Raw genomic sequence first — 14396 nt, 5'->3', positions numbered from 1 at the left:
GCAACAGAATCTTAAATGTTATCCATAAAGACAACGAGGAAAAACAACTCGTTACTCAAGCTGTTTTTGAAAAGCAACAACAGCTAATCGAACAGCAACAGGATATACATTTACAGAATCAGAGCATAACAAAAATGTTTTTAGATGAACGCGAAGAGAAATTGAAGGAAAGACAAGAAAAAACGAATTGAAAGAACAACTCTCTGACATGCAAGAAAAAATGAATGAAATGTTAGAGTTTGTTCATCAGCAAAGCGAAGAGAGAAGTAAATCATTCTTCAGTAAGTTCTTCTCTAAAAAATCTAAACTTTAATCCGCTGTGAACTACCCGCCATTTAACGTACAAATCATATGGTACATTCTTTATCAAGCCCTATTATTTACTATTTTTTGGTTTTTAATACCAAAAAACCCGAATATAAATTAGTAAACACCCTAATCGGTGTTTTTTATGGGGGAAAGATAAGGGGGCGAGAGGATGGAACTAACTAAGCTTGAGAAGGTAGTAATTATTAGCACATTTATAGCAGCACTGGGTAAGGTAGAACTTGATTTCTGTACAGATGAATTTTCATTAGAACATTTAGAGGTAGAACTTGAAGAGATAATGGATAACTTTACGCTCAAACACATGATGGCCGCTGGAAGAAGTGGAATGAATAAAATTATTCAGGATTTATTAGAAGAAAGTTGATGGATATACATCAATGAAAATGTACAAAATACAACAAAATATCAAGATAACCTGGGAAACCTCATTACAGACCTTGTACTGCAAATCCTTTCTTGGCTGGCTGAAGAGGAGCGCACAAAGATAAAAACTCGACAAAAAGAAGGAATTGAATTAGCTAAAAAGCAAGGAAGGCATTTGGGAAGACCTGAAGCTAAAATAACAGCTGAGTTTATTACTGCTTATAATGCTTGGAAGGTAGGTGAACTAACAGGCGTAGAAGCTATGAAGCAAGCAGATATCGCAAAAACTACATTTTATCGACTTGTGAAGAAGTATGAACGGCAGAATTGATAATGAAAAAGTAAGGCTACCGTAAGGATTATAAACACTTTGCATCATCATTGTAAAAACATAAAAACACGAAATAAATACTCATACAAAAGCACCTAAATAAAGCTATTTTTGCTTTGTTATATAAAAATTATTTATAATTGTATAATAGTTAGTCACAAATCTCTCATCTAATTTGATGTTAAGAAACTTTGCAACAGAATCTTAGAAACCATATTTTTAGTAAGTAAAGTGCTTTTTTATTTTACTGATTTATCAAGATTTTGTAAAATATATAACTATATAATGGAGGAGTTCTTCATGTGTACTAGTTTGACATTACAGACAAATAACTGTCAGCATCTTTTTGCAAGAACGATGGATTTTATATTAGGTTTCAATCAAGAAGTAGTAATAATTCCTCGACGTTACCAATGGAACAATATAACAGGTGAAACCATCCAGGCGAAACAAGCTGTTGTCGGAATGGGGATTAGTCATCAAGGAAGAGTCATTATGGCGGACGGAGTAAATGAATCAGGTATGACATGTGCAGCACTCTATTTCCCAGGATTCGCTACTTATAGTAAAAGTATAGATTACAATAAAACTAATCTGGCTCCATTTGATTTTGTGGCTTGGAGTCTCACACAATTCAATTCTGTTGAAGAGTTAAAAAAATCTGTTTATAGTATTTCCTTTTTGAATGTACCATTACCTGTTTTAGGACTTCCTCTACCGCTACATTGGATTTTAGCGGATAAATGGGGAGGATGTATTGTAATAGAGCCGACAACTGAAGGAATAAAAATGTATGACAATCCGCTGGGGGTGATGACCAATAGTCCTGAGTTTAACTGGCATTTACAAAATTTAAGACAATATATTGGTCTTAAATCGCAGCCATTTGCGCCAACACAGTGGGGAAGTGCTTTTGGACAAGGTTCAGGTTCGATGGGACTTCCTGGGGATTTCACCCCACCATCAAGGTTCGTGCGGGCAGCATATGGCAAACAAAATATTCAAGGTATAGATAACGAAGAAGAGGGCGTATCGGCCATTTTTCATATCTTATCAACTTGCGAGGTTCCTAAGGGTGGAGTGATAACGGAAGAAGGTATATTAGAGTATACCCTCTATACAAGCGCAATGTGTATGGAGTCCGGTACATATTATTACCATACCTACGATTGTAGACAAATTACAGCCATTCATTTATTTCATGAAAATTTATATACAGATGAGATTAAAACCTATCCTTACCAGGGGAAACAGAAGATATTGTATGAAAACTAATTAGACTTGGTAAACAGGGTTCTGTTGCAAAGTTTAAAAAAGCAGAAACAGGTATTGATACATGAGGGGAATCATTTAGGCAGTAACTAATAATTTGTTTAATTCCTTGTACGTTGAAAAACCGAAGTTTGGTCGCAAACTTCGGTTTCGTTTATATATAGCATGAATCGTCTCGATTTCTTTCAATGCACGTGAAGCATGGCGAAAACTTTGAAATCCTGCGGATTTAACAAAACGTCGCTTGATATGTCTATGATCTTGTTCGATGAGGTTATTTAGATGCTTAACGGTGCAATGTTTCGTATGCACATAAAAACCGCGTTATGTTTCAGTTTTTTGAACGCACAAAGTAGGGCAGGAGCCTTGTCTGTTGTGAGAGCCGTTGGTTCTCCAAAAGCTTTCACTAACCTTTTCATAAACATATAGGCGGCTTGATGGCCTCTTGTTTTACGAAGAAGGATATCCAAGGGATATCCTTCTTGATCAATCGCACGATAAAGATAACGCCACTCTCCCTTGACTTTGATATAGGTTTCCTCTAAATGCCATACGAAATGTGCTGATTTATTTTTCTTCTTCCAAATTTGATAAATCAAATTGCCATATTCATGCATCATGCTCCTCGAATCATTTTTCTTACATTTTAATTTCATTTAGAAACCTTTGCAACAGAACCCTTCGTCTTTTCTGCGTACAAAGAACTACAAAAATTAATAGCGGTTGTTTAAATTCTATCCAAAACCTATAGCCCTCTTTATATTTGTCTAACTTTGCAACGGAACCGGACTTTTTTGTTGTTATCAACCATCCGAAGATATACTATATTTAAATTGTTCTTACTGGATGTAAGAGAAATCCTAACAACAAGGAGCGGATACAACGTGTCTTTAAAAAAATATGTCAAGTACACAAGTTTAGGTTTAGCTTTAAGTATTTCTGCAACAATATTTGCACCTAGTATGTCTTCAGCGCAAGTAACACCTGCTAAGGCTTCAACACAAAATAACAGTATAAATATGTGTTCTCCAGCCCCAGGGAATTTTTGTGTTAATGTTCTAGGGATGTACCAAGACGGTACTGTGAAAGATGCTTCCTTATCATTCGGAATTTTCCTCCCGGTTTCAAAACAAAATTTATCAACAAAGCAAAAAAGTTATTTAATACATACACAGCAATACATTCAAAACTTAAATGCTATCGAACGTGCAAATCCCGGTATAGCACAGCGACTAGCAAATGAAATAGCTAATTACACTAATCAGATAGTACAAGCTGCTTTGCAAAATCCATATAGTATACCAGGACTAATAGATACTATATTGGCTGGCGTAAGTAAATTTAATGACCCTAACATAAAAGCATATTTAACTAATTGGTTGGAATGTAGCCGGAATTTTAATGGTGTATTATATAGCTAATAGGGGGGACGTTGCAAAGATTTCTAAACTCAGCTAGACTTTAGAAAAAATGAGATGAGGAGAATGATACATGGGATATTTTAAAGGAAAATAGTATCTTTTTTACCACCGAAAGAATTCTCCTTCCTCAAGCGTGTGAAGGGCGCTAGCCCAACGGTAGGTGGGAGATGAAATTCGGTTTGGCATAGCCAAACACTTTTGATAAACTAGCTATATGAAGTTCTTTGGTAATTTGATATATGAGGCTGCAGGAAGAAAATAGTGTGCGAAAACCAAGCCATTCGGTTCCTGCGTAAAATATCAACCGTACCAAAAGAGCGTCCAAGCTTTGCTAAGTGGCGAGTAGTTCACTATAGATACAAAAGAACTTGAATGTGAGATAGATATATTAAATAAAGTTGACGATAATTAAGTATTTAAAGGCAAATAAAAGTTTACTTTCGATTTTTGAATCATTTATAGCTAATTTTGTAATAAATTTCTCAATATAGATATACTTATCAATTATGGTTTTAATATTTAAAACTAACAAAAATTGAAGTATTATAAAAATATGATGGTTATTCCTTTTGGTTACTCCTTGTGCTAAAGATAAGATTGTGTCCCCAATCTTATCTTTTTTTTGTAGATTCTTGATACAAAAAGGAATCCTTATAATAAGGATTCTGCAACAGGAGATAACAAAATATGGTTCTGTTGCAAAGTTTGAAAAAACATAAACCCGTTTACAAAAGACAGTTATCGTTTAAGAAATTCTGAATAATTGCTGTAATTCCTTGTACGTCGAAAAAGAGAAGTCTGGAATGTGACTTCTCTTTTGTTTGTATATAGCATGAATCGTTTCGATTCCTTTGATGGTACGCGAAGCATGACGAAGAGTTTGAAATCCTGCAGATTTAACAAATCGGCGTTTGATATGTCGATGATCTTGTTCAATGAGATTATTACGATGTTTAATGGTACAGTGTCTGGTATGGAGATAATAATCGTCTTTTTGTAATTTTTTGAATGCACAAAGTAACGCTGGGGCCTTGTCTGTCGTAAGAACCGATGGTTCTCCAAAATGTTTGACTAGTCTCTTCATAAAGGCATAAGCGGCTTGATGATTACGTGTTTTTCGAAGTTGAAAGTCTAGTGTATATCCATCGCTATCAATGGCACGATATAAATAGCACCATTTCCCTTTAACTTTGATATACGTTTCATCAATATGCCAGGCACGGTCTGCGGCTTTGTTTTTCTTTTTCCAAATTTGATAGATCAGATTGCCATATTCATGCACCCAACGCATGATTGTTGTTGGATGCACGGAAATTCCACGTTCTCTCAGGAGTTCAGATACATCACGATAGCTTAAAGAAAAACGGCAATAATAGCCGACGGCTACCAAAATAATATCTTTCTTGAACTGTTTTCCTTTAAAATATTTCATGCATCATACTCCTCGAATCATTTTTCTTACATTTTAATTTCACTTAGAAAACTTTGCAACAGAACCCAAGGCTCCTACCCTACTTTGTACGTTCAAAAAACTGAAATATAACGGTTTTTATCTGTATATGAAACATTGCACCGTTAAGTATCTAAATAACCTCATCGAACAAGATCATAGACATATCAAGCGACGTTTTGTTAAATCCGCAGGATTTCAAAGTCTTCGCCATGCTTCACGTACCTTGAAAGTAATCGAAACGATTCATGCTCTATATATAAACGAAACCGAAGTTTGCGACTGAACTGCACCCCAATTGTTGGACACTAACTAACAATTGGAGGTGTTTTTTTATGACCAAATTTACTGCGGAGGAAAAAATAGCTGCTGTTCAATCCTATTTAGAAGGAGTTGTGGGTTATGATGCAATAAGTGCATCCATAGGTGCATCCGTATCTACGATACGAACTTGGGTCATACAATACAAGCATAATGGTGTAGAAGCGTTTATAAAGTCCTATGCAAGTTACTCTGCACAGTTTAAACTAGACGTACTGAACTATATGAATGACCAAGGGACGTCATCGGATGAAGCAGCGGCAATTTTTAATATTCCTTCATCTGGTTTAATTCGTAAATGGAGAAGACAATTCGCATCACAAGGAACAGACGCCCTTATATCAAAGAAAGAGGGACGTTTAAACATGATGAAGAAAACGAAAAAATCTACAACACCTATTAAAGGATCAATCGAAGAATTACAAGTAGAAGTAGAGCGCTTACGAATGGAGAATGCATATTTAAAAAAGTTGAATGCCTTAGTTCAAAACAAGGAACAATTACAAAACAAGACAAAGTAAAAGTAATTTTTGAATTAAGGGCTGAATTTCCCATACAGACAGTATTAAAATTTGCCTGCATTCCACGTAGTACATATTACTACTGGGTAAAAAAATGGAATGTCCCTGACAAAGATGCCGAATTAAAAACACTCATTCAAACCATTTATAATGAACATAAAGGACGTTATGGTTACCGACGTATTCGTGATGAGCTTATGAATCGTGGGTATCAGATCAATCATAAAAAGGTACAACGTATCATGAAAGAGTTGGGCTTATCCTGTCTCGTTCGTGTGAAAAAATATCGCTCTTATAAAGGAAATGTTGGCAAGGTTGCTTCTAATATTTTAGATCGTAATTTTCAAGCGGAAAAACCAAATGAAAAATGGGCTACGGATATCACAGAGTTTAAAATACTTGGAGAAAAGTTATATATGTCACCCATGTTGGATTTATTTAATGGAGAAATTATAACGTATACCATCTCTTCCAAACCAACCTATTCACTGGTTTCCAACATGTTAAATCAAGCTTTGGAACGTTTAGCAGAGGCCGATAGGCCCCTTATCCATCTGATCAAGGTTGGCATTATCAAATGGATAAATACCGTTGTTTCCTTACAAAACATGGCATTAGACAAAGCATGTCACGAAAAGGGAATTGTTACGACAACGCAGTGATTGAGAATTTCTTTGGCATCATGAAATCTGAACTTCTTTACCTACAAGAATTTGAAAGTGTAGAACATTTTATACAAGAGTTGGCTAAGTTATGTAGAATATTATAATCACAAACGAATTAAGGCAAAATTAAAAGGTATGAGCCCGGTGCAATACCGAACACATACCACAGGGGCTGCCTAATAAAACAATATGTCTAACTTTTTGGGGTCACTTCACGACCAAACTTCGGTTTTTCAACGTACAAAGAATTATACAAATTATTAGTCACTGCCTAAATGGTTCCCCTTATGTATCAATATCTGTTTCTGCTTTTTAAACTTTGCAACAGAACCTATCTATCCCTGTAGCTTTTCTCTAATTTTTTGCACAAATATCTTTGGATTTTCGCTTTGAATATGCTTTATTTTAACCCACTCATTACCATATCTAAATAAAATTTTGTGGCCAAAAATATTTTTCTCTACTTTTAACGATGAGATATTATCAAACGAATATTCTTCAAATAAAGAATTGCCCGCAAAATCTGGGCCATAGAAAAAGAGTCTTTTGTTCGTAAGAATTAACATCCCTGGTCTTGAAACTGTTCGGTATATAAATATCTCTAATGAACAACTTGTAAAAGACAATATTTCTTCATTTTGATGCAGTAATGTTTTAGCTTGATTTAATAGTTGCTCCATTTCAACAGCTCCTTCATCTATGTATGTAATCCGTATTTTATTATATCAGAGCCTATAGTACGACAAAGTTATTTTTTGTCTAAAAGTATCCTTGTCGGTAGCCAATTTTGATATCATTACTATTGGGTCGTCATGATACAATTAAATCTCTTAATTTAAATATTAAAAACAAAAAGGAGAGTACATAATGAAAGCATTGATGAAAGAGTTACAAATTGAAGAGTTAGAAAATTATGAAGGCGGTACGGAAGCGGTCCATGGTGATGGTGCTTCCGGTGGTAGTGGAATAAGTGCCGCACAATGTGCATATTTCTGGTCATTATGTGTAAGTACTGCTAGCGATAGATGGGGTTGTGGAAGTACCCAAGCTAATTGTGAATATTTTAAAAAGTATTGTTAAGAAAATTGCGTAAAAAATTTTCTTATATGTAAAAAAGCTAAAAGAATTTCGTTATATAACGAAATTCTTTTAGTTTTTATCAAATATAATATTAAAGGAAGAGGTATGATGAAATACATACATACTAAACAACATGGAAAGTATGACTGTGGTCTAGCATGCGTTTCATCAGTATTGAAGTTTTACGGATTTAATTACGGTATCAATTATTTAACAGACCTGACTAGTGTTAAACAGGGGTATACTTTGAAAGATTTGGTAATGTTATTTAGAAACTTTGAGAGTTTTGCATGTAAGCCTATGCAAGTTGATGTAGAAAGGCTGGAAACAGTTTTAGAAAACATAACTACTCCTTTTATCGCACATGTAACGAATGATAATGAAGGACATTATGTTGTCGTTTATAAAAAAGATAAGAATAAATTGATAGTTAGTGATCCTAATAGCAAAAAGTTATCTAAACTACTAATTCAAGAATTTAAAAAAAATTTTACTGGAATCCTATTACTAATTGAGCCAATTCAGGTTAGCCAATGTAGAGTTAATAATCAAGATTATAGGAGAGACTTTTTTAAAATAATACTTAAGAGGAATGTTTTTCTCATAGGAGTAGTATTTGTTTTATCTATACTGTTTCTACTCGCTACTGTAATCAACTCTTTCTTTTTTAAATTAGTAATTGACCATATTATTCCCAAAAATTTAGAATACCATCTAATGATATTAAGCTTGATGTTTTTGGGCATTAATTTGTTGCGAAATGTAATTGATTATATGCGAACGTTTTTAATTATCAAAGTTTCAAACAAGATAGATAGGATAATATCTGAAGAATATTTTAAAAAATTAACTAAATTACCAATAAGGTTTTTTGAAAATAGGGATGATGGCGAGATTATTTCACGTTTTAATGATGCGGTACATATTAGACATATTATTGGTACAACGGCTATTTCAGCTGTATTAGACTTAACAATCATTTTAGGTGTAGGGATTGCCCTATATAAGATGAACAGTATGTTGTTTCTCACAACCTTAGTTCCTTTATTAATGCTAGTTTCTTTATCTATTATGTTTTATGACATGATGGAGAAACGTAATAGAGATATGATGCAAAAGAGAGCGAACACTAATTCATTTTTAGTCCAATTTATCAAAAATATGCCGACTATATATTCTTTAAATAAAAAGAAATATTTTTTCGATTCTTTTGAGAAAAAATTTAATCAGCAATTAGAAACTACACTTCAAGAACAAAATTTGGTGAATAAAAATAATATTTTCAAAAAAATAATTCAAAGTTCAGCATCTATTTTCATTTTATGGATTGGGGCACAGCAGATTATTGCAGATTCTATAACAATAGGAGATTTGTTATTTATTAATTCACTAGTACTATTTATGTTGAGTTCTTTGGATGGGTTAATTGGCATACAATCTGACTTACAAAAAGCACTAGTTGCAGGTAATCGCTTCTTTGACATTTTGGATTACCCTGAGACAAAACAAACTGTTGAAAAAAAATTATCTACTGTTACCGAAATACAAATAGATGATTTATCGTATAGTTTTTGTGATTCTCAAGATATTATAAAAAATGTCAATTTGAAAATATATCGTAATGAAAAGGTATTGTTTGTAGGAGCAAGTGGTACAGGGAAAAGCACATTATCTAAAATACTGGTTAAGTTTTATAATATTGGGGACTCTAAAGTTTGTATGAATGGTATAGATATTAATGAGTTGAATAACAACTTTTTGAGAAATGAAGTCGTTTACTTGGATGAAAATTCTTTCTTGTTTAAAGGTACGATACAAGAAAACCTTTGCATGGGTAAGAATTTTAGTATGGACAAAATAATTAAAGCTTGTAAAGAAGCTGAAATTTATGAGTCTATTATATCCCTATCAAATGGATTTGATTTCCATATAAATGAGAGGGCTTCAAATTTATCTACTGGACAAAAACAAAGATTATCTTTGGCTAGGGCCCTTCTTCAAAATCCTAGTGTTCTTATATTAGATGAATCAATTAGCAATGTGGATTTAGATGGTTTTGCAAATATATATAATAATTTAATGAAAAAGGATTGCATAGTAATTTTTATTACACACAATCCCGATGTTATAACTAATTTCGATAGGAAGTTTATTTTTAGAGAAAATACGATAATTGAAGTCAAGGAAGGTGAAGAATCCCATCGTATGGAGGAGATTAAAATATGAAAAAATCAATATTGTCTATATTAATATCTGTTATAGCGATTGCTATACTTATTTTTGTTTTTAACTCTAAAAATCTTAAAAGACCAAATTATACTAATATTAGCCTTCAACAATACAAATCAAAAATTCAATCGAATGAAGACTTTATGATTTATGTTTACAAAACTACTTGTGGCGTTTGTCAAGAAATGAAGCCCTCAATTAACGAGGTAATAACCGAAGGGAAGATAAATCTTATTGCAATGAATGCAGATGAAGAAGGGAATATAGATCGAAGTTTCTTTGAGGAACAAAAACTTCAAAAATCACCCACTCTATTATATTACCAAAATGGAAAAGAGGTAGAACGGTTAGAAGGTTTTCACTCCAAGAAAGAATTAAAAGAATTTGTGATTCATCATCAGAAGAAATAACAGGTATTAATTTTAGGAGTTGAAGTTGTAGTGAATTTGAAAGACTTATTAAGTAAATTACAAAAATTTGATCGTAAATCATCGCTGTCAGAAGATTTACAGTTAATCAAAAATATGGAATCTTATGGTAATTTTAATATACACATTTCAGATAATAACATTTTAGAGGATTTGATATTTCAATATGATAATATAGACTGTCCTTCTATTACATGCGGGATTTTAACATATAATGAAGAATACTCTATTAAACGGTGTCTAGAAAGTGTAAGGGGAGAATTTACTGAAGTGATTGTGTTGGATTCTTATTCAACTGATAATACTGTGAAAGTTATTAAAGAAAACTTTTCAACAGTGAAAATATTTTTTGAATCTTGGATTGATGACTTTTCTCATCATCGAAATAAACTTATTGAGCTTGCGACATCGGAGTGGATTTATTTTATAGATGCAGATAATTGGTATGACTCTGATAATCGAGGTAAAATCAAAAGAATTGCCAAACTGATTAAATTTTTGGATATTAGGTGTGTCATTAGTCCCATGATTGGTGAACATGATGGGCATATATATACTGATAATAGAAAGATGTTTTCTTTAACAGAAAATTTACTTTTTACAGGAAAAGTTCATGAAGAGCCTATTGCATATAATGGTAATGTACCTGAGAATATCACTGTAGACATTATGGTACATCATGATGGTTATGACCCTCAATTTGTAGATCAAGTAAAGAAAAATGCAAGAAATATCCGGTTAACAGAGAAAATGCTAGAGTTAGAACCGTCTAACCCTAAATGGTCATATTTTTATGCACGGGAGTTGTATCAAGCGAAAAAAGGAATCGAAAAAGTTTATTCAATTCTTCTAACGACTATGAAATTGTATGAAACAAGTAATTATAAAAGATATCAGTCAGAAACCATTTTATTATTATGTAAAATTTGTTGTCAAACAGATCGTTTTCAAAAGTTGAATGAATTTGTATCTTTGCTGGAGTATGTACATCCAAATTGTTCAGATGTAAATTATTATAGAGCAATCTTATTATCGTTTGATATTAGAGTTAGGGCTAAAAAAATAAAAGATTCTTTGCAATTATCTTTTGTTAACGAAAATATGTATAGTTTTATTAATTCATCCAATGATCATATAAAATCCTTATTAATACAACTACATTGGTATTTAGAAGATTGGGATAGTGCACTGAAATTATATGAAGGGATTGAATCAGGAGAAACTAAACAGGAAATTTCAAATTATTTTAATGTATTGCAAAGTAACGCACTTAAGATGACATAAGGAGTATAGAAGATGTTGCAATTTTCCTTTTTAATTTCGTTAGTTTCTATTTTAGGGAGTTTATATTTTAGTGAAATATTAGGATACCCTCCGTGTGACTTGTGCTGGTATCAAAGAATTCTAATGTATCCTTTGCCTTTAATGATTTTGATTGCGACAATATATAAAGATGTAAATGTTAAGTATTATCTTCGCACGTTCTCTTTAATTGGAGTTGTAATTGCGATGTATCATTGCATAGTACAACAATTCTCGATAAAAACCACTTTTTGTAATTTCACTACAAGTGATTGTTCAATTATCCAAACCAAATATATAGGTTTTATTACTATACCGAGTATGTCGTTGATAGCTTTTGTATTAATTTTTATTTCTTCATTTTTTATTAAGAATGATAAAGTATCACAATCTTAATATTTTTTCGGAAAATCATTCTATTAGAGGATGTGAACCGCCCGTTAGAACGGGTTATATAAATAGAAGGAGGCGTTATAATGGACGCGAATTTGAATACGCAAAAAGTTGGCGGAGAGAAGCCCTCATTATTTGGAATGATTACATCTCCAGGTTTGCAGTTTGAGAGAATGAAAACGAGTAATGCTGTATGGGGTATGTTTTTCCTAGTTGCCTTGTTACAAGGGCTTGTAGGTAGTTTGACAACATATGTTGCGAATACGTCACATGAAATGATTAAGATACAGAAAGAATTGGGTGAATTTGCAGAAAAGAGTTCTCTTACATCAGAAGTTATTTATGGCGGTGTATCAAGCCTTGTAGGAACAATGATTGGTGCTTTAGTTATTGCAGCTATTTATAAAGTGTTTATGATGTTTTACGGGAATGATACTTCTTATAAAAAATTAGTAACGATTATTGTATATGCGAACATTGTTGTTGTTATTGGTGGACTTATTAATGGTGTTATAGCTTTAATTTTAGGTGCTGGACCAACTGCGTATACAAGTTTAGGATCACTATTCGAGCAAGGTTCACTCGCCTACGGAATCGGTAATACAATTGAAGTATTCTATTTATGGAATATCGTTTTAATTTGGTTGGGATTACAAGTTACAGCTGGATTAAGTAAGGTGAAAGCAGCTGTTCCGATTATTGTTTTATTCATTATTAAAGCAGTATTCTTAGCGGCGATTGTTGTATTAATTGCAACGTTTTTACTAGGTATGTCATTGTAAATAAATGATTCTGATGCAATGTTTTTTGAACCGAGTAAAACTGTAGGGAAAATGCGGTGTGGAGAATGAGACATTATATAAACCTTGCATGAATGTTTATATAACAAAAAAGACGAGAATCATCTCGTCTTTTTTTGTTATATATGGGCATGAGGGGAAATTCACCAAAGGTACTAGGGGACCCAACCCCTTATATCATACTATAACCCAACATTTGGTTTATTTCACGACATCTTCATAAAAGTATTTTTCTACAAAGTAGAACACTTTCTCAGCGTCTTCACGTGTTAAGCTGCAATAGGTATGTAACCATTTATCATTGAGCTCATTCTTCAGCGTATGCATATCTATAGGGTTCCATTTGTTTTCGTTATGCACATCTCGAATATTCATATATGTTTGATACACATCCATTTTAAACTGCATGAGTTCCTCTTGTTCAGATGATTTGAGTTTGTTTATCGATCGGTCCGATAAAGACTCCATGTGTTGTACATCATATTGCCTTCCACATAGTATCATCGCAATTAGCACCTCTTTACATGTTCTATTTTCGTTTATAATTTCTACGTATCTACAATCTTTATCTACGTGAACCTACTACGGATATCCACCATTTTCTTATAAACGACCACTATGATAGTAAATATATAACATGGTCTCTTTACAGTCCATTGGTAATATGTAGTTCTATTGCGGAATTTTTTAGCAGATACAAATCAAGCGTTGCCTCTTCGGAATCCACAACATGAAACAGTATTTTTATTAAAAAGTACCGTTGTCTGTGGACTTTTTTGAAATGTTTATTTTGATGTTTGTATGGTATGTTTATAAAAACCTTGAAGAAGGATCACTTCTATAAATAAAATGCAATCCGAATGATTGCTACTTCATAGGGATGATTTAAATATCAGGACTTTCGTTAGAGTTTTCAACATGTGCTTATCAAACGAAAAACAAAATCTGATCTTCATTTTAAATCATGTTAAAGTATGAAACATCTTATAAAAATATGGAGGAATACGTTTGAAGGCTAACCTGTAAACAGTAAAAAATTATTTACAAAGCAATGAAGAAGTAATTTCTATACTGTATTGTGTAATAGATTTAGGTTATATTAGTAGATCTGGAATTTTAGCTGCTACAAATAAAAGGTTATTGTTCTGTGCTGATTATATGTTTGGAGAAGGTTTTAAATGGGAATATGCATACACTGGAATGAATAACTTTAATCATACAAACGGTATAATTTTAGAAATGTCCCCTATCCCCTTTACCTCAAAAATAGTAATGAATTATGATGATGATTTTATTGTATTTAATAATTTTTCGACTCCATCAAAAGTGAAGCCGTTTGTTGAGTTAGTTCAATCAAAGATATAATCATTAAAGAAATGTTATCGTGATATCTCTGAGAGTTTAATAGAACATGGATTATTTGCTCATCAACAACACAAATATCATGTGTGATTTTTTTGATACCTTTTATGCGGAATTTAGTATGTAAT

The 14396-nt window shown here is 32.6% G+C and carries 13 protein-coding genes and 6 pseudogenes; 15 read left to right on the top strand and 4 right to left on the bottom strand.

The genetic code is table 11. The annotated features are described in order from the left end of the window. From CDB3_RS32765 to CDB3_RS29795, 5 genes and pseudogenes are all read left to right on the top strand, one after another. Nucleotides 1-191, top strand: a pseudogene (locus CDB3_RS32765) (MerR family transcriptional regulator); the annotation flags it as partial. After that, nucleotides 188-313 (top strand): hypothetical protein, encoded by a 126-nt coding sequence (locus CDB3_RS32760; RefSeq protein ID WP_256869976.1) that lies wholly within the window; start codon nucleotides 188-190, stop codon nucleotides 311-313. The pseudogene CDB3_RS32765 and the gene CDB3_RS32760, both read left to right, overlap by 4 nt. A 165-nt stretch (nucleotides 314-478) precedes the next feature. Further along, nucleotides 479-694: a hypothetical protein gene (locus CDB3_RS29805; protein WP_128856967.1), complete on the top strand. Its 216-nt coding sequence runs from the start codon at nucleotides 479-481 to the stop codon at nucleotides 692-694. Between the two features lie 27 nt (nucleotides 695-721). Continuing rightward, nucleotides 722-1024 (top strand): annotated as a pseudogene (locus CDB3_RS29800) (recombinase family protein); the annotation flags it as partial. Nucleotides 1025-1324: 300 nt separating this feature from the next. After that, nucleotides 1325-2299, top strand: coding sequence for a choloylglycine hydrolase family protein (locus CDB3_RS29795; RefSeq protein WP_128856966.1), 975 nt, complete (start codon nucleotides 1325-1327; stop codon nucleotides 2297-2299). Between the two features lie 75 nt (nucleotides 2300-2374). On the opposite strand, the pseudogene CDB3_RS29790 reads toward CDB3_RS29795, so the two are convergent. Beyond that, nucleotides 2375-2913: pseudogene (locus CDB3_RS29790) on the bottom strand (IS6 family transposase); the annotation flags it as partial. Nucleotides 2914-3180: 267 nt separating this feature from the next. Between CDB3_RS29790 and CDB3_RS29785 the strand changes: the two are divergent. Then, nucleotides 3181-3717, top strand: a complete 537-nt coding sequence (locus CDB3_RS29785) for a hypothetical protein (protein ID WP_128856965.1) — start codon at nucleotides 3181-3183, stop codon at nucleotides 3715-3717. 745 nt (nucleotides 3718-4462) lie between these two features. On the opposite strand, the gene CDB3_RS29770 is transcribed toward CDB3_RS29785, so the two are convergent. Then, on the bottom strand, nucleotides 4463-5149 hold the full coding sequence (locus CDB3_RS29770; protein ID WP_128856964.1) for an IS6 family transposase: 687 nt from the start codon (nucleotides 5147-5149) through the stop codon (nucleotides 4463-4465). 58 nt (nucleotides 5150-5207) lie between these two features. On the opposite strand from CDB3_RS29770, the pseudogene CDB3_RS29765 reads away from it, so the two are divergent. Continuing rightward, nucleotides 5208-5426: pseudogene (locus CDB3_RS29765) on the top strand (DDE-type integrase/transposase/recombinase); the annotation flags it as partial. A gap of 76 nt (nucleotides 5427-5502) precedes the next feature. After that, a pseudogene (locus CDB3_RS29760) lies at nucleotides 5503-6854 on the top strand (IS3 family transposase). 155 nt (nucleotides 6855-7009) lie between these two features. Here the strand turns inward: CDB3_RS29760 and CDB3_RS29755 are convergent. Beyond that, nucleotides 7010-7354 (bottom strand): PH domain-containing protein, encoded by a 345-nt coding sequence (locus CDB3_RS29755; RefSeq protein ID WP_128856963.1) that lies wholly within the window; start codon nucleotides 7352-7354, stop codon nucleotides 7010-7012. Nucleotides 7355-7541: 187 nt separating this feature from the next. Here CDB3_RS29755 and sunA point away from each other — a divergent pair, with 187 nt between their 5' ends. The 6 genes from sunA (at nucleotide 7542) to yknW (ending at nucleotide 12888) form a co-directional block, all read left to right on the top strand. Beyond that, complete coding sequence (gene sunA / locus CDB3_RS29750) at nucleotides 7542-7754, top strand: sublancin family glycopeptide (RefSeq protein ID WP_128856962.1); 213 nt, start codon at nucleotides 7542-7544, stop codon at nucleotides 7752-7754. Between the two features lie 108 nt (nucleotides 7755-7862). Then, nucleotides 7863-9980: a peptidase domain-containing ABC transporter gene (locus tag CDB3_RS29745; protein WP_128856969.1), complete on the top strand. Its 2118-nt coding sequence runs from the start codon at nucleotides 7863-7865 to the stop codon at nucleotides 9978-9980. Continuing rightward, nucleotides 9977-10393 (top strand): thioredoxin family protein, encoded by a 417-nt coding sequence (locus CDB3_RS29740; protein WP_128856961.1) that lies wholly within the window; start codon nucleotides 9977-9979, stop codon nucleotides 10391-10393. Before CDB3_RS29745 ends, CDB3_RS29740 begins: the two co-directional genes overlap by 4 nt. A 30-nt stretch (nucleotides 10394-10423) precedes the next feature. Next, nucleotides 10424-11695, top strand: a complete 1272-nt coding sequence (locus tag CDB3_RS29735; protein ID WP_179139781.1) for a SunS family peptide S-glycosyltransferase — start codon at nucleotides 10424-10426, stop codon at nucleotides 11693-11695. Nucleotides 11696-11707: 12 nt separating this feature from the next. Next, nucleotides 11708-12109 carry a disulfide bond formation protein B gene (locus CDB3_RS29730; RefSeq protein WP_128856959.1) on the top strand — a complete coding sequence of 134 codons (402 nt, stop codon included), beginning with the start codon at nucleotides 11708-11710 and terminating at the stop codon, nucleotides 12107-12109. Nucleotides 12110-12189: 80 nt separating this feature from the next. Continuing rightward, nucleotides 12190-12888 (top strand): YknW family membrane protein, encoded by a 699-nt coding sequence (yknW, locus tag CDB3_RS29725; protein WP_128856958.1) that lies wholly within the window; start codon nucleotides 12190-12192, stop codon nucleotides 12886-12888. Nucleotides 12889-13107: 219 nt separating this feature from the next. On the opposite strand, the gene CDB3_RS29720 is transcribed toward yknW, so the two are convergent. Continuing rightward, nucleotides 13108-13410: a hypothetical protein gene (locus CDB3_RS29720; RefSeq protein WP_128856957.1), complete on the bottom strand. Its 303-nt coding sequence runs from the start codon at nucleotides 13408-13410 to the stop codon at nucleotides 13108-13110. Nucleotides 13411-13959: 549 nt separating this feature from the next. Between CDB3_RS29720 and CDB3_RS29715 the strand changes: the two are divergent. Continuing rightward, nucleotides 13960-14271 (top strand): annotated as a pseudogene (locus CDB3_RS29715) (PH domain-containing protein); the annotation flags it as partial. Nucleotides 14272-14396: the final 125 nt, after the last annotated feature.

It is taken from the genome of Bacillus sp. CDB3 (genome assembly GCF_002081505.1).
Classification (GTDB): domain Bacteria; phylum Bacillota; class Bacilli; order Bacillales; family Bacillaceae_G; genus Bacillus_A; species Bacillus_A cereus_AT.
This window is presented reverse-complemented; position numbering and strand designations above follow the sequence as displayed.

Excerpts from the sequence above, each read along its gene's own strand:
- CDB3_RS29805 (WP_128856967.1), top strand. The coding sequence starts at position 479 with ATGGAACTAACTAAGCTTGAGAAGGTAGTAATTATTAGCACATTTATA.
- CDB3_RS29795 (WP_128856966.1), top strand. The coding sequence starts at position 1,325 with ATGTGTACTAGTTTGACATTACAGACAAATAACTGTCAGCATCTTTTT.
- CDB3_RS29770 (WP_128856964.1), bottom strand. The coding sequence starts at position 5,149 with ATGAAATATTTTAAAGGAAAACAGTTCAAGAAAGATATTATTTTGGTA.
- CDB3_RS29755 (WP_128856963.1), bottom strand. The coding sequence starts at position 7,354 with ATGGAGCAACTATTAAATCAAGCTAAAACATTACTGCATCAAAATGAA.
- sunA (WP_128856962.1), top strand. The coding sequence starts at position 7,542 with ATGAAAGCATTGATGAAAGAGTTACAAATTGAAGAGTTAGAAAATTAT.
- CDB3_RS29745 (WP_128856969.1), top strand. The coding sequence starts at position 7,863 with ATGAAATACATACATACTAAACAACATGGAAAGTATGACTGTGGTCTA.
- CDB3_RS29740 (WP_128856961.1), top strand. The coding sequence starts at position 9,977 with ATGAAAAAATCAATATTGTCTATATTAATATCTGTTATAGCGATTGCT.
- CDB3_RS29730 (WP_128856959.1), top strand. The coding sequence starts at position 11,708 with ATGTTGCAATTTTCCTTTTTAATTTCGTTAGTTTCTATTTTAGGGAGT.
- yknW (WP_128856958.1), top strand. The coding sequence starts at position 12,190 with ATGGACGCGAATTTGAATACGCAAAAAGTTGGCGGAGAGAAGCCCTCA.
- CDB3_RS29720 (WP_128856957.1), bottom strand. The coding sequence starts at position 13,410 with ATGATACTATGTGGAAGGCAATATGATGTACAACACATGGAGTCTTTA.